Source organism: Oryzomicrobium sp., assembly GCF_036820405.1.
Classification (GTDB): domain Bacteria; phylum Pseudomonadota; class Gammaproteobacteria; order Burkholderiales; family Rhodocyclaceae; genus Oryzomicrobium.
On record NZ_DAISLS010000007.1, the window covers coordinates 204,582 to 222,739 of the forward strand.

Sequence of the window (18,158 nt, forward strand, 5' to 3'; positions counted from 1 at the left end):
ATGTTCGACAAGGTCCTCATCGCCAACCGGGGCGAGATCGCGCTGCGTGTGCAGCGCGCCTGCCGGGAACTGGGCATCAAGACGGTGGTGGTGCACTCCGAGGCCGACCGCGAAGCCAAGTACGTCAAGCTCGCCGACGAGTCGGTGTGCATCGGCCCGGCCCCCTCCGCCCAGAGCTACCTCAACATCCCCGCCATCATTTCGGCGGCGGAAGTCACCGACTCCCAGGCCATCCACCCGGGCTACGGCTTCCTTTCCGAGAACGCCGACTTCGCCGAGCGGGTCGAGTCCTCGGGCTTCGTCTTCATCGGCCCCAAAGCCGACACCATCCGCCTGATGGGCGACAAGGTCTCCGCCAAAGACGCCATGAAGGCCGCCGGCGTGCCCTGCGTGCCCGGTTCCGACGGCGCCCTGCCGGAAGACCCCAAGGAGATCGTCAAGATCGCCCGCAGCGTCGGCTACCCGGTGATCATCAAGGCCGCCGGCGGCGGCGGTGGCCGCGGCATGCGCGTGGTGCACACCGAGGCCGCCCTGGTTAACGCCGTGCAAATGACCCGCCAGGAAGCCCAGACCGCCTTCGGCAACCCGACCGTGTACATGGAGAAGTTCCTGGAGAATCCGCGCCACGTGGAAATCCAGGTGCTCGCCGACCAGCACGGCAACGCCGTGTATCTGGGCGAACGGGACTGCTCGATGCAGCGCCGCCACCAGAAGGTGATCGAAGAGGCGCCGGCCCCGGGCATTCCCCCGCGGCTGATTGCCAAGGTGGGCGAGCGCTGCGCCGAGGCCTGCCGCAAGATCGGCTACCGGGGCGCCGGCACCTTCGAATTCCTCTATGAAAACGGCGAGTTCTACTTCATCGAGATGAACACCCGGGTCCAGGTGGAACACCCGGTCACCGAGCTGATCACCGGCATCGACATCGTCCAGGAGCAGATCCGCGTCGCCGCCGGCGAGAAGCTGCGCGTCAAGCAGCGCGACATCGTGCTCAAGGGCCACGCCATCGAATGCCGCATCAACGCCGAAGACCCGTTCAACTTCGTGCCCTCCCCCGGCACCATCGACGGCTGGCACCCGCCCGGCGGCCCCGGCATTCGCGTGGATTCCCACGTCTATGCCGGCTACCGCGTCCCGCCCCACTACGATTCGATGATCGGCAAGGTGATCGCCTATGGCGAAACCCGGGAGCAGGCCATCCGCCGCATGCGCATCGCCCTGTCGGAAATGGCCGTCACCGGCATCAAGACCAACATCGCGCTACACCAGGAATTGATGCAGGACGCCCGCTTCGTCGAAGGCGGCACCAGCATCCACTACCTGGAAGAGAAGCTCGCCGCCCGCGGCGAGATCAAGAAGAAGGACTGACGTCATGGCCTGGCTTTCGGTGCGGCTGATTACCGATGCGGCCGGCGCCGAAGCGCTGGCCGACGCCCTGATGGAGCACGGGGCGCTGACCGCCTCGATCGAGGATGCCGACGCCGGCACCCCCGACGAGGAACCCCAGTTCGGCGAACCGGGCATGATCACCCAGCCGGGCTGGAAACGCTCGGCGGTGGTCGCCCTGTTCGACGCCGACGCCGACCTGGCCGCCAGCCTGGCGCTGGCCGCCGGGGAGGCCGGCCTCAACGCCGTTCCCCCCTTCACCACCGAGACTGTGGAAGAGCAGAACTGGGTGCAGCTCACCCAGAGCCAGTTCGACCCCATCCCCATTTCCGGCCGGCTGTGGATCGTGCCCTCCTGGCACGAGGCGCCGGACCCGGGCGCGGTGAACCTGATCCTCGACCCGGGCATGGCCTTCGGCACCGGCTCCCACCCCACCACCCGGCTGTGCCTGGAGTGGCTGGAGGCCAACCTGAAGGGCGGCGAGACCGTCCTCGACTACGGCTGCGGCTCGGGCATCCTCGGCATCGCCGCCGCCCGGCTGGGCGCCGCCAGCGTGGTTGGGGTGGACATCGATCCCCAGGCGGTGGACGCTGCCGTCGCCAACGCCGAGCGCAACGCGGTCGCCGCCCAGTGCCGCTTCCACGACTCGGCCGCGCCGGTGGACGGCCTGTTCGACGTGGTGGTGGCCAACATCCTCTCCAATCCGCTCAAGATGCTCGCCCCGGCCCTGGCCGGCCACGTCCGTCCCGGCGGCTGGCTGGTGCTCTCGGGTATCCTGGCGGAACAGGCCGAGGAAATGTGCGCCCTCTACTCCACCTACCTGCCCACCGCCCTGGCCGACAGCCGGGAAGGCTGGGTATGCTTGGCCGGCCAACGCCATCCCTGACGGCCGGGCGCTGACCGCGCCCGCTCCCGGAGTTTTGTCATGCTGACCCGCTGCCCCGCTTGCCAGACCACCTTCCGCATCACCCCGGAACAGCTCCAGGCCCGGTCCGGACGGGTGCGCTGCGGCCAGTGCCAGCACGTCTTCGACGCCCGGGAACACCTGGAAGCAGACCCCAGCGACGAAACCATCCTGGCCGCGCCCCTGGAACCTGCCGAGGCGACGGCGCCGCAGGCTCCAGCCGCCGAGCCCCCGGCAATCTCCCCCGCAGCGCATCCCGCCGACCTGCCGCTGGACGCCCCCACCCGGCTCCCCGCCGACCTGGAGTTCCAGTCGGCGCCCCAGCCCCTGGCACTCGACGTGTCGGAGTCCCCCGTCGAGGCCGCGCCCCTGCTCGACCCCGCCTGGGACCCGGCCGGGGAAACCCTCCTCGCCCCCGGCCCGGACTGGGACCCGGCGGGCGAAACCGTACTCGTCCCGCGCCCCGACATGGCGCCGGAGGAGGCGAAACCCGTCCCAGACGGCGCCATCGCCGCGGACGGCCGCGCAATACCGCCGGATGAGCCGGGCGCCGAACCCGGCCCGGCCGATGCCGAGCTCCAATCCGAGCCCAACGCCGAACCTGCCGCCGAGGAAGCTGCCCCCGCCGCCCCCCTCAACCCGGTCCTGACCCCGGACCCGAGCGACCCGATCCTGGCCCGGGACCACACCGAGATTCCCGGCTACAGCAAATGGGCCCAGGCCCCCCTGGCCGGCGGCGCCGGTGGCCTGGGCCTGGGTGCATCCCAGCAGCGCCCCGCCTGGCCCTACGCCCTGGCGGCGACCCTGCTCGTGCTCGTCCTGCTCGGCCAGGCCGCCGCCTACTGGCGCACCGAGCTGTGCACCAGCGTGCCGGCCCTGCGCGGCGTGTTCGCCGCCCTGGGCATGAAGGTGCCCCTGCCTCGGGTCACCGAAAAGATCAGCCTGGAAGCCTCCGACCTGCAATCCGACGCCAGCCGCGGCCTTCTGGTGCTGCAGGCCACCCTGCGCAACCGGGCGGCCTTCGCCCAGGCCTACCCGTCCCTGGACCTGGCCCTCACCGACGTGGGCGACACGGTGGTGCTGCGCCGCACCCTGGCTCCGGCGGACTACCTGCCGGCGGGCGCCCCCGCCGAGTTCGCCCCGGGGGCCGACCTGGCCGTCAAGGTGTGGCTGGACATCAAGCCCCTGGAAGCCGCCGGCTACCGGCTGGTGGTGTTCTACCCCTGACCCCGGCGGCAGGCGCTGCGCCGCCGTAATCGCCCGGTCATCTGGCGCAGGCATAGTCCTGCCCTGCAAGTCTCTCGGGAATAGCTTTCGGCCCGCCGGCAACGGCGGGCCGTTTTTTTCGCGCTAAACTTGCGGGTTTTCCGGAGCGGCCCGCCGCCCCGGCCATTCCAACCCGCCCATTCCTATTCCCGCCACCATTCCCATGCGCACCCTGATCTGCGGCTCCATCGCCTACGACAACATCATGGTCTTTCCGGACCACTTCAAGAATCACATCCTGCCGGACAAGATCCACATGCTGAACGTATCGTTCCTGGTGCCCCAGCTGCGCCGGGAATTCGGCGGCTGCGCCGGCAACATCGCCTACAGCCTCAAGCTGCTCGGCGGCGAACCCCTGATCATGGCCACCGTGGGCGAGGACGTCGCTCCCTACCGGCAGCGCCTCGGCGACCTGGGGTTGAATCAGGACCACGTGCGCCTGGTGCCGGGCAGCTACACCGCCCAGTGCTTCATCACCACCGACCTGTCGGACAACCAGATCACCGCCTTCCACCCGGGCGCCATGAGCTTCTCCCACGAGAACAAGGTGGCCGACGCCAAGGACGTGGTGCTGGGCATCGTCGCCCCGGACGGCCGGGACGGCATGATCGAGCACGCCCGCCAGTTCGCCGCGGCCGGCATCCCCTTCATCTTCGATCCGGGCCAGGGCATGCCCATGTTCGACGGCGCCGACCTGCTGGCCTTCCTCGAGCAGGCCACCTACGCCGCCTTCAACGATTACGAGGCCCAGCTGCTGATGGACCGCACCGGCCTCTCCCTGGAGGCCCTGGCGGAGAAGGTCACTGCCCTGATCGTCACCAAGGGCGCCGAAGGCTCGGACATCTACGTGGGCGGCCGCAAGCTCACCATCCCCTGCGTCAAGGCCGAGGCCGTGGTGGACCCCACCGGCTGCGGCGACGCCTACCGGGCCGGCCTGCTCTACGGCATTGCCGCCGGTTTCGACTGGGAAACCACCGGGCGCCTGGCCTCCCTGCTCGGCGCGATCAAGATCGCCCAGGCCGGCCCGCAGAACCACCATTTCACCCGCGATTACATCGCGCAACGCTTCGTCACCGAATTCGGCTACCGGCCTTGGTAAGCTCTGCCGAGCGCAGTATGCTTTTCCCATACCACCAAGAACGATCAAGGAGCCCGACATGACCCGCCCCGCCGCTCTCTCCATGCCCCTCTCCGCCTCCCGCCTGGCGCTGCTCGCCCTGGTGGGCGGCACCGTGCTGATTTCCGCCGGTTGCGCCTCCAGCCGCTCCGGCGAGGTCTATAGCCGCGACCAGGCGCGCCAGGAACAGGTGGTGCGCATGGGCGTGGTCGAAGCCGTCAAGCCGGTGCAGATCGAAGGCACCAAGACCCCGGTCGGCGGCCTGGCCGGCGCCGCGGTGGGCGGTGTGGCCGGCAGCAACGTGGGCGGCGGCAAGGGCCAGATCATCGGCGGCATCATCGGTGCCGTGGCCGGCGGCCTGGCCGGCGCGGCGGCCGAGGAAGGCCTGACCCGCAAGCAGGGCCTAGAAATCACCGTGCGCCTCGACAACGGCTCCCTGATCGCCGTGGTGCAGGAAGCCGATCAGCAGTTCGCCCCTGGCGACCGGGTGCGGGTGCTGTCCGGCGGCGGCGCCACCCGCGTATCGCGCTGATCCGCGCGCCGATACCGGCATATCACGGGGCCCTGCGGGGCCCCGTGGCGTTTCCGCCCTCCAGGTCATGGACGGTTAATGCGGCTGCAACCGGTCTGTCATGGTCGATCCGTACAGTGGTCCCCACCGAACGAGAGGGAGCACTCCATGACGACCCCAGCCGACCAGTCCCCGGTCTTGCACAACGCCGACGCCGCCGCCCAGGAACAATCCGCCGCGCGCCAGCGCCGCCACCTGAGCGTGGGCCTGACCCGCAGTCCCCGTGAAATCGAAGAAGCCCAACGCCTGCGCTACCGGGTGTTCGCCCAGGAAATGGGCGCCAACCTGCAATGCCGCACCCCGGGCGTTGACCAGGACATGTTCGACGCCCATTGCGAGCACCTGGTGGTGCGCGACGAGGACAGCGGCGAGGTGGTGGGCACCTACCGCATCCTGTCACCCGAAGCCGCGCGCAAGATCGGCAACTACTACACCGAGGGCGAGTTCGACCTGACCCGCCTGCAGCACCTGCGCCCCAAGCTGGTGGAAGTGGGCCGCTCCTGCGTCCATCCCGACTACCGCAGCGGCGCCACCATCACCCTGCTGTGGTCCGGCCTCTCCCGCTTCATGCTGGAGAACGGCTACGACTACCTGATCGGCTGCGCCTCGGTGTCCATGGCCGACGGGGGCTTCGCCGCCGCCGCGTTGTATCATCGCCTGACCGAGCACATGTCGCCCCTGGAATACCGGGTCTTCCCCCGGGTGCCCCTGCCCCTGGACGCCCTGAGCCGCGAAGCCGCCGCCAGCAGCGAAGCGCTGGTGCCGCCCCTGGTCAAGGGCTATCTGCGCGCCGGCGCCTGGGTGTGCGGCGAGCCGGCCTGGGACCCGGACTTCAACACCGCCGACCTGCCGGTGCTGCTGCCCATGTCCCGGGTGGATGCCCGCTACGCCAAGCACTTCCTGAAGAACGGCGCCTGAGCGCGCCGGCGGCAACCGCCCGATCCCGGGGAGGCGCCTGCGTCTCCCCGTTTGTCGTTTCACCTCGCGAGTCCGAAACTGAACGCCCCCGCTCCTTCCCTAGCCCATCCCGACGGCAACGCCGCGGCCGCGCCAGACACGCTTTCGCGCACCGCCCCGCGCCCCACCACCCGGGTCGTGCGCCTGTTCCGCTGCGCCCGGCTGGCGCTCCATCTCGTCCAGGGCGTGCTGACCCTGATGCTGGTCTATCCCTGGACCTCGCCGCGCCACCGCCGCGCCTTGAAGCGCCGCTGGGCCCGGCAACTGCTGGCCATGCTCGGCTTCGCCCTGGAGGTCCGCCACGCCGACGGCGCGGTGCTGCCTCCTGCCGGCCTGGTGGTGGCCAACCACGTGTCCTGGATCGACATCTACGCCCTCAACGCCACCTTGCCGGTGGCCTTCGTCTCCAAGGCAGAGGTGCGCCAGTGGCCGGTGATCGGCTGGCTGGCGGCCCACACCGACACCATCTTCCTGCGCCGCGGCAGCCGGGGCCACGCCAAGGTGGTCAACGGGGAGATCGAGTCGGCGATGACCGCCGGCGCCCACGTGGCCTTGTTTCCGGAAGGCACCACCACCGACGGCACCCATCTGCTGCACTTCCACGGCGCCCTGCTGCAACCGGCGGTGGAAACAGGGCTGCCGGTGATCCCCATCGCCCTGTCGTACCACGAGGCTGACGGGCGCCCCAGCCTGGCGCCGGCCTATGCCGGGGACACCACCATGGGCCAGTGCCTGGGCGCCATCCTGACGCGCCGCCGGCTGATCGTGCGGGTGCAGATTCTGCCCCCCCTCGACACCGGACCCGATTCGCCCTGCGCCGACCGCCGCACCCTGGCGCGCACCGCCCGGGCCAGCATCGCCAACGCTCTGGGTTTTGCCGTGGACTGATGGGCGCCGCAGGCTGACGGGCTGATTTTGCGGCGCCTCTGACTTTCAGGCGCCGCCCTCCGTTTACGGATTCGCCCTTGGCCGCAGTGACGGCGAAATGACGGCATTGCGCCGATCAGCCGGTCACATCATTAAAAATATTAATGATGCCCGGCAGTGAAAAACAGAAGGTCCGCGCCAGTCGCCGAGCTTGACGAAGCACCCACCGGGCAACATAACAAAAATTTATAGGCTGCCCGATCGCAGCCCCATCAGCGCGCGACGCAGCCGTCCTGGCCGCATTCCACCTGGAAGACCTGCCGATCCTCCAGGCGCAGGGCGGTCAGGGCGCCACCCCACAGGCAGCCCGAATCCAGGGCCAGCAGATCGGTGCGCAGGAACAGGCCCAGGGCCGACCAGTGGCCGGTGACCAGCACGGTTCGGCCGTCGTGGCTGCGCCGCCCGGGCACGTCGAACCAGGGCAGGAAGCCGGAGGGGGCGTCGCTCAGCTCCCCCTTGGCGCGGAATTCCATCTCGCCCTCCGGCGAGCAGAAGCGCATCCGGGTCATGGCGTTGACAATCACCCGATGGCGCTCCGTCCCCGCCAGATCGTCGCGCCAGGCCGCCGGCTCGTCGCCCCACAGGGTTTGCAGGAAGCGGCGCCAGTCCGGGCCGGCCAGCTCAAGCTCCACCTCCCGGGCCAGGACCCGGGCCTGGTCGGCGCTCCAGCCCGGCAGCAGGCCGGCATGGACGACGCAGTAGGGGCCTTCCCGGTGGCACAGGGGCTGGCGACGCAGCCAGTCGAGCAACTCGCCCCGGTCCGGCGCGGCCAGGATCTCGTCCAGGGTGTCATCCCGCCCCCGCTTGGGCACCGCGTCGGCGGCCACCATCAACAGGTACAGGTCGTGATTGCCCAGCACCGTCACCGCCGCATCCCCCAGGCCGCGCACGAAGCGCAGGGTTTCCAGGGACTGGGGCCCCCGGTTCACCAGGTCGCCGACGAACCACAACCGGTCCTGGGCGGGGTCGAAGCGGCAGCGGTCGAGCAGGCATTGCAGGGCGTCGAAGCAGCCCTGGATGTCGCCGATGGCGTAGGTGGCCATGAAATCACTCAATCATAAAGTTCGGCATCGCGCAGGTTGAACCCCTGGCGATCCTTGTCGGAGACCAGCGGCGTTCCCGGCACCGGCCACGGGATCGCCAGTGTCGGATCGTCCCAGCGGATGCAGCGCTCGTGCTCGGGGGACCAATAGTCGGTGGTCTTGTACAGGAATTCGGCATTCTCGGACAACACCGCGAAGCCGTGGGCAAAACCGGCTGGAATCCACAGCTGGCGCTTGTTTTCCGCGGAGAGAATCTCCCCCACCCATTGGCCGAAAGTCGGCGAACCGCGGCGGATGTCCACCGCCACGTCGAACACTTCGCCCTCGGTCACCCGCACCAGCTTGCCCTGGGCCTTCGGCGCCAATTGATAGTGGAGCCCGCGCAGTACGCCCTGGCGGGAGCGGGAATGGTTGTCCTGGACGAACTGTGCCTCCAACCCCGTGGCCTTGGCGAATTCGCGGGCATTGAAGCTCTCGAAGAAAAATCCGCGCTCGTCGCCGAATACTTTCGGCTCGAAGCGGATCACGTCCGGAATCGTCGATGGAACCGCTTTCACCTTAGAACACCTTCTGCTTCAACAGACCCTGCAAGTACTGACCATAGCCGTTCTTGGCCAGGGGCTGGGCGAGCCGATCGAGTTCGGCGTCGTCGACCCAGCCATGGCGCCAGGCGATTTCCTCGGGACAGGCCACCTTCAGGCCCTGGCGCTTTTCCAGGGTGGCGATGAATTGCCCCGCCTCGAGCAGGCTTTCATGGGTCCCCGTATCGAGCCAGGCATAGCCGCGCCCCATGATCTCGACCGACAGGTCGCCCCGTTCCAGATAGAGGCGATTGAGATCGGTGATTTCCAGTTCGCCACGGGGGGAAGGTTGCAATCCCTTGGCCAGTTCCACCACCTGGCTGTCGTAGAAATACAGGCCGGTGACCGCATAGTTGGACCGGGGCCGGGCAGGTTTTTCCTCCAGGCTCAGGACTTTTCCCGCCGTATCGAACTCGGCCACGCCGTAACGTTCGGGGTCGTGGACGTGGTAGGCGAACACGCTGGCGCCGTGTTCCCGAGCCATGGCATTGCCCAGCAGTTGCGGGAAATCGTGGCCGTAGAAGATGTTGTCGCCCAGCACCAACGCGCTTGGCGCCCCGGCAAGGAAGGACTCGCCGATGATGAAGGCCTGGGCCAGACCGTCCGGGCTGGGCTGCACGGCATAGGTCAGGTTCAACCCCCATTGCCGGCCATCGCCCAACAGCTGCTCGAAACGGGGCGTGTCCTGGGGCGTCGAAATGATCAGGATGTCGCGGATCCCGGCCAGCATCAGTGTGCTCAGGGGATAGTAGATCATCGGCTTGTCGAAGACAGGCAGAAGCTGCTTGGACACCGCCAACGTGGCCGGATGCAGGCGGGTTCCGGCCCCGCCCGCGAGAATGATACCTTTGCGCTGGATCATGGTGATTATTTGTCGAAAAGTTCCGCCAACGTGCGTGACACCCCAATTTTCCAATGGGGCAGAGCCAGATCGAAGGTCTGTTGCAGCAGCGCCGTATCCAGACGCGAGTTGTGCGGCCGCGGGGCCGGCAGGGGATAGGCGCTGGTCGGCACGGGCTGGACGGCCTCGGGCCGGACCAGGACCGGGCGCCCCGCCGCGCGGGCGGATTCGATCACATGGCGCGCGTAGCCGTACCAGGTGGTTTCCCCAGCGGCGGCCAGATGGTAAAGCCCGGCCACGTCCGCCTGCCGTCGGGCGGTGCGGATGGCGTGGGCGGTCACGTCGGCGATCAGTTCGGCACCGGTCGGGGCCCCGAACTGGTCGTCGATCACCTTGAGTTGGTCCCGTTCCGCCGCCAGGCGCAGCATGGTCTTGATGAAGTTGCCGCCACGGGTGGCATAGACCCAGCTCGTCCGGAAGATGAGGTGGCGACACCCGGCCGCCTGGATTGCCTGCTCTCCCGCCAGCTTGGTCTGACCGTAGACCGACAGGGGCGCGGGGACGTCCCGCTCGCACCAGGGCCGCTCGCCGCTGCCATCGAAGACGTAATCCGTGGAGTAATGCACCAGCCAGGCCCCCAGGGCCGCGGCTTCCCGGGCGATCGCCGCCACGCTGTCGGCATTGATGGACCGGGCCAGTTCGGGCTCGCCTTCCGCCTTGTCGACGGCAGTGTAGGCGGCCGCATTGACGATCACATCCGGCGCCACCGTCCGGACAGTCCGGGCGATCGCCTCGGAATCGCGAAAATCCCCAGCCAGACCGGGCTGGCCCGACGTCCCCAAGGCAAGCACGTGGCCCAACGGCGCCAGGGCGCGCTGCAGTTCCCAGCCCACCTGCCCGTTCTTGCCGAAGAGCAGGATTTTCAGCGGAGCCGTCACGTCAGCGCCTCGCCGTAATTCGTCTGCAGCCAGGTGCGGTATGCGCCGCTTTGCACGTTGGCGACCCAGTCCTGGTTATCCAGGTACCAGCGGACCGTCTTGCGGATACCGGATTCAAAGGTTTCCGCCGGACGCCACCCCAACTCCCGTTCGATCTTGCGCGCATCGATCGCATAGCGGCGGTCGTGCCCGGGGCGATCGGCCACATGGATGATTTGCGTACGGTAGGGCTGTCCGTCGTCCCGGGGCCGCATCTCATCCAGCAGGTCGCACAGGGTATGGACGATCTCGATGTTCGGCTTCTCGTTCCAACCGCCGACATTGTAGGTTTCCCCCAGGCGGCCGGCGGCGAGTACGCGCCGGATCGCACTGCAGTGGTCCTTGACGTAGAGCCAGTCGCGAACCTGCATGCCGTCTCCATAGACCGGCAGGGGCTTGCCCGCCAGGGCATTGACGATCATCAGCGGGATCAGTTTTTCCGGGAAATGGTAGGGGCCGTAGTTGTTGGAACAGTTGGTGGTGAGAACCGGCAACCCGTAGGTATGGTGATACGCCCGCACCAGATGGTCGGACGCGGCCTTGGAGGCCGAGTACGGGCTGTTGGGTTCGTAACGGTGCGACTCGGCAAAAGGCGCCGCCTCCGCGGTCAGGGAGCCATAGACCTCGTCGGTGGAAACGTGCAGGAAGCGGAATGTCGCCCGCGCCGCGTCGTCGAGCCGGCTCCAGTAGCCCCTGACCGCCTCGAGGAGGCGGAAGGTGCCGACAATATTGGTCTGGATGAAATCCTCGGGGCCGTGGATGGAGCGGTCCACATGGGACTCGGCGGCAAAGTTCACCACGGCCCGGGGCTGGTGCGTGGTCAGCAGCTTTTCGAGCAGCGCCGCGTCGCCGATGTCGCCCTGGATGAAGATGTGGCGTGGATTCCCGGCCAACGCCGCCAGGTTTTCCAGGTTGCCCGCGTAGGTCAGCTTGTCGAGGTTGAGGACTGGCTCCTCGTTCTCCGCCAGCCAGTCGAGCACGAAATTGGCGCCGATGAACCCGGCCCCGCCAGTTACCAGGATCACGTTGTTCCGCTCCCTATGCTTGTTGTCGATACAGCGGCGAAATCACAGACGCCACAGGGTGATGTCGCCGCGGGGCGGCTGCCCGAACAGGGCTTTGACATCTGCCAGCCCGCCACGGGGAAGAATCTTCTCGGCGATGGCGGCACCGTCGTTGCGGTAGGCATCGTGGGCCACCGCCAGCACCACCGCCTCGGCCACCGGCAGATCGCCCCAGGCGGACAGGGTCAGGCCGTATTCGTGCTTTGCCTCCGCCGCATCGGCCAGGGGATCGTGGACGAACACCTCCACCCCGTAGCTCTCCAGCTCACGGATGATGTCCGGCACCCGGGAGTTACGCAGGTCCGGGCAGTTTTCCTTGAAGGTCAGGCCGAGCACGTTCACCCGCGCGCCCTTGATGTTCTGCCCCGCCTGGATCATCAGCTTGATGGTCTTTTCAGCGATGAACTTGCCCATGCCGTCGTTGATGCGGCGGCCGGCCAGGATCACCTGGGGGTGATAGCCCAGCATGTCGGCCTTGTGGGTCAGGTAGTAGGGGTCCACGCCGATGCAGTGGCCGCCGACCAGGCCCGGCTTGAACTTGAGGAAGTTCCACTTCGTCCCGGCCGCCTCGAGCACTTCGTTGGTATCGATGCCGAGCTTGTCGAAGATCAGCGCCAGTTCGTTCATCAAGGCGATGTTCAGGTCGCGCTGGGTGTTCTCGATGACCTTGGCCGCCTCGGCGACCTTGATCGAGGTAGTGCGGTGCACCCCCGCCACGATGACCGACTCGTACAGGCGCGCCACCTGCTCCAGCGTCTCGGGGCTGTCCCCGGACACCACCTTCACGATGCGGGTCAGCGTGTGCTCCTTGTCGCCCGGATTGATGCGCTCCGGGGAATAGCCCACGTGGAAATCCTGCCCCCAGCGCAGTCCGGAACTCCGCTCCAGCACCGGGATGCACACCTCTTCCGTGGCCCCGGGGTAGACCGTGGATTCGAACACCAGGGTCGCGCCCCGCTTCATGTGCCGCCCAGCGGTCTCGGAGGCGCCGACCAGGGGCGAGAAGTCGGGCTGGTGGGCGTCGTCCACCGGTGTCGGCACGGCGACCACGATGAAATCGGCCAGGGAAAGCTGGGTCGGGTCCGTCGTCGCCTCCAGATGCACGGCCTCGGCCAGCTCCTCTCTGGACACTTCGCCGGTGGGATCGAATCCCTGGCGGTAAGCCGCGACCTTGCTCTCGGCCAGGTCGAAACCGATGGTACGGAAGCGCTTGCCGAACGCCACCGCCAGCGGCAGCCCCACATAGCCCAGGCCGATGACGGCAACGGTCGGATTGAATCGGGTATCAGTCATCGCTTCCACTCTTTCTTGCGCTCGTTCTTGTGCATTGGTGCGTACGCATCACTGTGCGTAGTAGTCCCGGTACCACGCCACGAAGCGGCGCACGCCCTCTTCCACCGTGGTCGCGGGAGCAAAGCCGACGGCGGTCGCCAGTTCGGCGGTATCGGCACTGGTGGCCGGCACATCGCCGTCCTGCAAGGGCAGGAAGTTCTTTTCCGCCGTCTTGCCCAGGGCCTTCTCCAGGGTCTCGATGTAGGTCATCAGCTGTACCGGATCGTGGTTGCCGATGTTGAACACCCGGTATGGGGCATTGCTGCGGGCCGGGTCCGGATTGGCCGGGTCGAAGGCCGGGTCGGGCTGGGCCGGCTGGTCGAGCACGCGGACCACGCCCTCGACGATGTCGTCCACATAGGTGAAGTCGCGCACCATCTGGCCGTGGTTGAACACGTCGATGGGACGGCCTTCCAGGATCGCCCGGGTGAACAGGAACAAGGCCATGTCCGGGCGCCCCCAAGGGCCATACACGGTGAAGAAGCGCAGGCCGGTGGTGGGCAGGCCGAACAGGTGGCTGTAGGTGTGGGCCATCAGCTCGTTGGACTTCTTGGTGGCCGCGTACAGGCTCACCGGATGGTCCACGCTGTCGTGCTCGGAGAACGGCATCTTGGTGTTGCCGCCGTAGACGCTGGAGCTGGAGGCGTACACCAGGTGCCCGACGCGACCGTGGCGGCAGCCTTCGAGGATGTTCACGAAGCCCGCCAGGTTGGCCGAGACGTAGGCGTGGGGGTTCTGCAGGGAATAACGGACGCCGGCCTGGGCGGCCAAGTGCACCACCCGATCGAAGCCTTCCCGGGCGAACAGGGCCGCCACCGCCGCCGTGTCGGCCACGTCGCCGCGCACCATGCGGAAGCGGGCTGCGTTGGGGTGACCCGCCAGACGGGCCGCCCGGGCTTCCTTGAGGGTCGGATCGTAGTAGTCGTTGAAGTTGTCGAACCCCACGACCTCGTCGCCCCGGTCGAGCAGGCGCAACGACGTGTGCATGCCGATGAATCCGGCGGCACCGGTGACCAGAACTTTCAAATTACCCCCACACGCCTGAATGACCGCCCGGACGCATAGCGCCCCGGGCAAAACGAAAATTATACCGGAGCCCCACTCCGTCTCCGCCCCAAGGCATCACCCCTGGCCGGAGCCGTGCCGACCGGCCCGCAATGCGATCTCCCGCATCTTGGCGTACTTGGTAAAGCTGTTGAAGCAGCCGATCGTCACGTGGATGAAGCCGGGCAGGCCGTCGAGGAAGCCGCGGCGCACCACGTAGAACTTGAAGAAGCGCACCAGGGGCGAGAGCGCCACCCGCCCCGCCGACGCCCTCTTTCCCGCCGCCACCGCCGCTTCGGCGGCCAGGCTGGTGTAGCGGTTCTGCTTGGTCAGGTAGGCGGCGATGCTCTCGGCCGAATCGTGCATCAGGTCGCCGGCCAGGGTGGCGACCGGTCCGGCCTCCGACGCCACCACCACCTTCTCGTGCACCGCGTCGTCGGACCAGCGGGCATGGCCGCGGTGGAACAGGCGCAGGCTCCAGTCCGGGTAGCCCTCGCCGTGGCGCAGGTAGCGGCCGAGGAAGCGGTTGCAGCGGGCGAAGCGGTAGGCCCGGGCCGTCGGTGCCGCCAGCGCGGCCAGGATGCTCGCCCGCAGCGGCGCGCTGACCCGCTCGTCGGCATCCAGGCACAGCACCCAATCGTGGGCCGCTTGCTCCACGGCAAACTGCTTCTGCGGACCGAACCCCAGCCAGTCCTGGTGGATCACTCTGGCGCCCCGGGCGCGGGCCAGCTCCACGGTGCCGTCGCTGCTGCCCGAATCCACCACCAGCACCTCGTCGGCGAAATCGACGCTGTCCAGGCAGGCCGGCAACTGGGCGGCGGCGTTGAGGGTGATGATGACGACGGACAGGGGCATGGTCGGAGCACTCGGAGTGGTCGGAAAGGCGAGAGGGAAGAAGGCCCGGCGGCATGGCCCGGCACCCGGCGGGGCGGGCCGGATGGACGGCAGGGCCGTATAATCCACCCGCGCCAATACCGTGGGTATTCGCCGCGCCTATGCCGCCTGCCTGGTCCTGTTCCGCGACTAGCGCATTCTCCCTTCATTCGGCCGCCATTCTACCTTGCCGCCCCTGCCCGCTCCCGCCTCCCGCCCCCACGCCCCGCCGACCCTGCTGCTGGTCAAGACCTCGTCCCTAGGGGACGTCATCCACAATCTGCCGGTGGTCAGCGACCTGCGCCGTCACTTCCCCGAGGCGCGCATCGACTGGTGTGTCGAGGAAGGCTTCCAGGCCCTGCCCGGCCTGCACCCCGGCGTGGCCCGGACGATCCCGGTGGCGGTGCGGCGCTGGCGTAAGCACCTGCTGCAAGGCGCCACCTGGGGCGAGATCGGTGCCTTCCGCCGCACCCTGCGCGAGACTGCCTACGACGCTGTGCTCGACACCCAGGGCCTGGTCAAGAGCGCCCTGATCGCCCGCCAGGCCCGGGGCCCCAAGGCCGGCTACGCCCCGGAATCGGCCCGGGAACCCCTGGCGGCGCGCTTCTACAACCGGACCTACAGCATCCCCACCGGCATCCACGCCGTCACCCGCAACCGCTGGCTGGCCGCCGCCGCCTTCGGTTACGCCGACCAGCTCGACCTGTTGCCCCTCGATTACGGCCTGGCCGGCAGCCTGCGCCTGCCCACCCCGGCCATCGGCGCCGAGGCCGAACGGCCCTACGCCGTGCTGCTCACCGCCACCAGCCGGGACGACAAGCTATGGCCGGAAGACCACTGGATCGCCCTGGGCCGGGCCCTGCTCGCCGCCGGCCTGGACCTGCGCCTGCCCGGCGGCAGCCCCCGGGAGCGGGAGCGGGCCGGACGCATCGCCTCCGCTCTCAACAGCTCCGACACCACCACGCCAAACCCCGCGTGGATAAACGATCTCCAGCCCCCCCTCGCGCAGATCGAGGCGGGGCGCGCCTTTTCCGCCCCCCCTCGCGCCGAGGCGCTTCCCGCCTCGGGCCTGGCCGACCTGGCCGCCCAGATCGCCCGCGCCCGGCTGGCGGTGGGCGTGGACACCGGCCTCACCCACCTGGCCGCGGCGCTCAACATCCCCACCCTGGCCCTGTTCGTCGCCACCGACCCGGGCCTCACCGGCGTCCTCTCCGCCGGGCTGCACGCCAACCTGGGCGGCAAGGCCCAGTGTCCCGAACCCCGAGACGTGGCCGCCCACGCCTACGCCTTCCTCGCCGGCCACGACCTGCCCGCCGCCGGCTGACCCCCCAGGCGCCCAGCCACCCCGCACGGTTCCCACCGCCCGCCATGGACCTCACCCGCCTCGCCTACATCCTGCTCTTCTACGCCCTGACGCCGCTCATCTGCCTGCGCCTGTGGTGGCGCGGCCGGCGCCAGCCCGGCTACCGGCACCATCTGGGCGAGCGTTTCGGCCACAGCGCCCCGCCGGATGGTTCCACTCCCTACGACGGCACGCCCTGGCTGTGGCTGCACGCCGTATCGGTGGGCGAAACCCGGGCCGCCCAGCCCGTGGTGCGGGCCCTGCTCGACCATCATCCGGACCACCACCTGGTCATCACCGGCATGACCCCCACCGGCCGGGACACCGCCGAATCCCTCTACCTGGCCGCCGGCTTCCCCGGCCGCGAGCGCATAGCCGTCGCCTACCTGCCCTACGACCTGCCCGGGGCGGTGAACCGCTTCATCGACGCCTGGCGCCCCAAAGTCGGCGTGCTGATGGAAACCGAGCTGTGGCCTAACCTGGTGCAAAGCTGCGCCGCCCGCCAAGTGCCGGTGGTGCTGGCCAACGCCCGCCTGTCGGAACGCTCGGCCCGGGGCTACCGGCGCTTTTCCGCCCTGGTCCGCCCGGCCTTCGCCGCCCTGGCCGCCGTGGCCGCCCAGACCCGGGCCGACGCCGAACGGCTGGCCGGTTGCGGCGCCGGCAACATCGCCGTGTGCGGCAACGTCAAATTCGACGTGGCCCCGCCCCCCGCCCTGCTCGATCGGGGCCGGGCCTGGCGCACCGCCTTCCAGGCCGGCGGCCCGCGCCCGGTGCTGCTCGCCGCCAGCACCCGGGAAGGGGAAGAGCCCCTGGTGCTGGACGCCTTCGCCGCCCTGCGCCGCCAGCCCGGGCTGGAGCGGACCCTGCTCGTATTGGTGCCGCGCCACCCGCAGCGCTTCGACGAGGTAGCGGCCCTGGCCCAGGGTGCCGGCCTCGCGCTGACCCGCCGCTCGACCGCGCCGGGGGAAACGGTACCCGCGGTCGATGCCGCCACCGACGTCTGGCTGGGGGATTCGCTGGGGGAGATGCCGGCCTACTACGCCTGCGCCGACCTGGCCTTCATCGGCGGCAGCCTGGTGCCCCTGGGCGGGCAGAACCTGATCGAGGCGGCAGCCTGCGGCTGCCCGGTGCTGATCGGCCCCCACACCTTCAACTTCGCCCAGGCCACCCGGGACGCGGTGGCGGCCGGCGCAGCGCGGCAGGTGGCAGACGCGGCGGAACTGGCATCGGCCGCCGCCGATCTCCTCACCCACCCTACAGCGCTGGCCGCCATGCAAAACGCCGCGACGACCTTCAGCACGGCCCATCGCGGCGCGACGGAACGGGTGATGGCGGTGATCGACGCCGCGATGCGGAGCTAAGGGGCATCACGCTTCAGCAAAGGAAAGCGATTCGCCGTATCGCTACGTGGTGCGAGGCGCGAGGTGCGAACCTGCGGAACCGCTTCCAACGCAGCATTCGCAGGGGTGCGGGGGTGCGGCAAGCACAGCGGGATGGCAGGTGCGTACGCAACGCCAAATTTCTCGCACGACCTGAAACCCCGCGCCAATGCTTGATCTACAAGGCGAATACCCGCCAACCCAATACCGGCGCGGCTCTCGGAAAGCGCACCCTGGAACGCCGCACCAGACGTAGCTTTCAGGGTAATGCACAACTGGCCCAAGCAACGTGGCGCACCAACCGTGCGCCCCCGTGTGCCCTTCTCCCCCGCCGAGCAACGCAGGCCGGGACGGGAAAGGGCGAGGACTGTCCGAGGCCGTAGGCCGAGTTCCGCAGCCCCCGTCCCGGGCGAGTAGCGCAGGGCACCGGCAGGCCGGCTTTATTGGTCTGCCGGCGGGGGAGCGGGCACGGCGTTCTTTGGCTACTTTCTGTCGCCGGACAGAAAGTAGCTCGCCGTCAGGCGAAACCCGGCGCTTCCGATTGCACCAGCGCCATG

General features: G+C 68.8%; 17 protein-coding genes. 9 read left to right on the top strand and 8 right to left on the bottom strand.

All coding sequences use genetic code 11. The features are described 5' to 3' along the window. The 7 genes from accC (at position 1) to V7Z98_RS08545 (ending at position 7,086) form a co-directional block, all read left to right on the top strand. A complete protein-coding gene (gene accC / locus V7Z98_RS08515; RefSeq protein WP_293264101.1) occupies positions 1–1,365 on the top strand; it encodes an acetyl-CoA carboxylase biotin carboxylase subunit in 1,365 nt (454 codons plus the stop codon). 4 nt (positions 1,366–1,369) lie between these two features. After that, positions 1,370–2,269 (top strand): 50S ribosomal protein L11 methyltransferase, encoded by a 900-nt coding sequence (gene prmA / locus V7Z98_RS08520; protein WP_293264103.1) that lies wholly within the window; start codon positions 1,370–1,372, stop codon positions 2,267–2,269. A gap of 39 nt (positions 2,270–2,308) precedes the next feature. Then, positions 2,309–3,514, top strand: a complete 1,206-nt coding sequence (locus tag V7Z98_RS08525) for a DUF3426 domain-containing protein (RefSeq protein WP_334157663.1) — start codon at positions 2,309–2,311, stop codon at positions 3,512–3,514. Positions 3,515–3,716: 202 nt separating this feature from the next. Continuing rightward, positions 3,717–4,652, top strand: coding sequence for a carbohydrate kinase family protein (locus V7Z98_RS08530; protein ID WP_293264107.1), 936 nt, complete (start codon positions 3,717–3,719; stop codon positions 4,650–4,652). Positions 4,653–4,710: 58 nt separating this feature from the next. Beyond that, the gene (locus tag V7Z98_RS08535; RefSeq protein ID WP_293264109.1) at positions 4,711–5,202 is read left to right on the top strand and encodes a glycine zipper 2TM domain-containing protein; all 492 of its coding nucleotides are present in this window, start codon (positions 4,711–4,713) and stop codon (positions 5,200–5,202) included. A gap of 147 nt (positions 5,203–5,349) precedes the next feature. Beyond that, complete coding sequence (locus tag V7Z98_RS08540) at positions 5,350–6,159, top strand: GNAT family N-acetyltransferase (RefSeq protein ID WP_334157664.1); 810 nt, start codon at positions 5,350–5,352, stop codon at positions 6,157–6,159. 51 nt (positions 6,160–6,210) lie between these two features. After that, on the top strand, positions 6,211–7,086 hold the full coding sequence (locus tag V7Z98_RS08545; RefSeq protein WP_334157665.1) for a lysophospholipid acyltransferase family protein: 876 nt from the start codon (positions 6,211–6,213) through the stop codon (positions 7,084–7,086). Between the two features lie 251 nt (positions 7,087–7,337). Here the strand turns inward: V7Z98_RS08545 and V7Z98_RS08550 are convergent, their stop codons facing one another. The 8 genes from V7Z98_RS08550 to V7Z98_RS08585 all read right to left on the bottom strand — a co-directional run bounded on the left by V7Z98_RS08550 (position 7,338) and on the right by V7Z98_RS08585 (position 14,862). After that, positions 7,338–8,168, bottom strand: a complete 831-nt coding sequence (locus V7Z98_RS08550; RefSeq protein WP_334157666.1) for a symmetrical bis(5'-nucleosyl)-tetraphosphatase — start codon at positions 8,166–8,168, stop codon at positions 7,338–7,340. A gap of 8 nt (positions 8,169–8,176) precedes the next feature. Then, on the bottom strand, positions 8,177–8,725 hold the full coding sequence (rfbC, locus tag V7Z98_RS08555; RefSeq protein WP_334157667.1) for a dTDP-4-dehydrorhamnose 3,5-epimerase: 549 nt from the start codon (positions 8,723–8,725) through the stop codon (positions 8,177–8,179). 1 nt (position 8,726) lies between these two features. Next, positions 8,727–9,611, bottom strand: coding sequence for a glucose-1-phosphate thymidylyltransferase RfbA (rfbA, locus tag V7Z98_RS08560; RefSeq protein WP_334157668.1), 885 nt, complete (start codon positions 9,609–9,611; stop codon positions 8,727–8,729). Between the two features lie 5 nt (positions 9,612–9,616). Continuing rightward, complete coding sequence (rfbD, locus tag V7Z98_RS08565; protein WP_334157683.1) at positions 9,617–10,516, bottom strand: dTDP-4-dehydrorhamnose reductase; 900 nt, start codon at positions 10,514–10,516, stop codon at positions 9,617–9,619. An 8-nt stretch (positions 10,517–10,524) separates the two neighbouring features. Next, on the bottom strand, positions 10,525–11,592 hold the full coding sequence (rfbB, locus tag V7Z98_RS08570; RefSeq protein WP_334157669.1) for a dTDP-glucose 4,6-dehydratase: 1,068 nt from the start codon (positions 11,590–11,592) through the stop codon (positions 10,525–10,527). A 42-nt stretch (positions 11,593–11,634) separates the two neighbouring features. Continuing rightward, complete coding sequence (locus V7Z98_RS08575; protein ID WP_334157670.1) at positions 11,635–12,924, bottom strand: nucleotide sugar dehydrogenase; 1,290 nt, start codon at positions 12,922–12,924, stop codon at positions 11,635–11,637. A gap of 48 nt (positions 12,925–12,972) precedes the next feature. Beyond that, positions 12,973–13,989, bottom strand: a complete 1,017-nt coding sequence (locus V7Z98_RS08580) for an NAD-dependent epimerase (RefSeq protein WP_334157671.1) — start codon at positions 13,987–13,989, stop codon at positions 12,973–12,975. 96 nt (positions 13,990–14,085) lie between these two features. After that, positions 14,086–14,862, bottom strand: coding sequence for a glycosyltransferase family 2 protein (locus tag V7Z98_RS08585; protein WP_334157672.1), 777 nt, complete (start codon positions 14,860–14,862; stop codon positions 14,086–14,088). Positions 14,863–15,067: 205 nt separating this feature from the next. Between V7Z98_RS08585 and waaC the strand changes: the two genes are divergently transcribed. Further along, on the top strand, positions 15,068–16,204 hold the full coding sequence (waaC, locus tag V7Z98_RS08590; protein WP_334157673.1) for a lipopolysaccharide heptosyltransferase I: 1,137 nt from the start codon (positions 15,068–15,070) through the stop codon (positions 16,202–16,204). Positions 16,205–16,248: 44 nt separating this feature from the next. Beyond that, on the top strand, positions 16,249–17,583 hold the full coding sequence (waaA, locus tag V7Z98_RS08595; RefSeq protein WP_334157674.1) for a lipid IV(A) 3-deoxy-D-manno-octulosonic acid transferase: 1,335 nt from the start codon (positions 16,249–16,251) through the stop codon (positions 17,581–17,583). The last annotated feature ends 575 nt before the right edge of the window (positions 17,584–18,158 follow it).

Excerpts from the sequence above, each read along its gene's own strand:
- accC (WP_293264101.1), top strand. The coding sequence starts at position 1 with ATGTTCGACAAGGTCCTCATCGCCAACCGGGGCGAGATCGCGCTGCGT.
- prmA (WP_293264103.1), top strand. The coding sequence starts at position 1,370 with ATGGCCTGGCTTTCGGTGCGGCTGATTACCGATGCGGCCGGCGCCGAA.
- V7Z98_RS08525 (WP_334157663.1), top strand. The coding sequence starts at position 2,309 with ATGCTGACCCGCTGCCCCGCTTGCCAGACCACCTTCCGCATCACCCCG.
- V7Z98_RS08530 (WP_293264107.1), top strand. The coding sequence starts at position 3,717 with ATGCGCACCCTGATCTGCGGCTCCATCGCCTACGACAACATCATGGTC.
- V7Z98_RS08535 (WP_293264109.1), top strand. The coding sequence starts at position 4,711 with ATGACCCGCCCCGCCGCTCTCTCCATGCCCCTCTCCGCCTCCCGCCTG.
- V7Z98_RS08540 (WP_334157664.1), top strand. The coding sequence starts at position 5,350 with ATGACGACCCCAGCCGACCAGTCCCCGGTCTTGCACAACGCCGACGCC.
- V7Z98_RS08550 (WP_334157666.1), bottom strand. The coding sequence starts at position 8,168 with ATGGCCACCTACGCCATCGGCGACATCCAGGGCTGCTTCGACGCCCTG.
- rfbA (WP_334157668.1), bottom strand. The coding sequence starts at position 9,611 with ATGATCCAGCGCAAAGGTATCATTCTCGCGGGCGGGGCCGGAACCCGC.
- V7Z98_RS08575 (WP_334157670.1), bottom strand. The coding sequence starts at position 12,924 with ATGACTGATACCCGATTCAATCCGACCGTTGCCGTCATCGGCCTGGGC.
- V7Z98_RS08585 (WP_334157672.1), bottom strand. The coding sequence starts at position 14,862 with ATGCCCCTGTCCGTCGTCATCATCACCCTCAACGCCGCCGCCCAGTTG.
- waaA (WP_334157674.1), top strand. The coding sequence starts at position 16,249 with ATGGACCTCACCCGCCTCGCCTACATCCTGCTCTTCTACGCCCTGACG.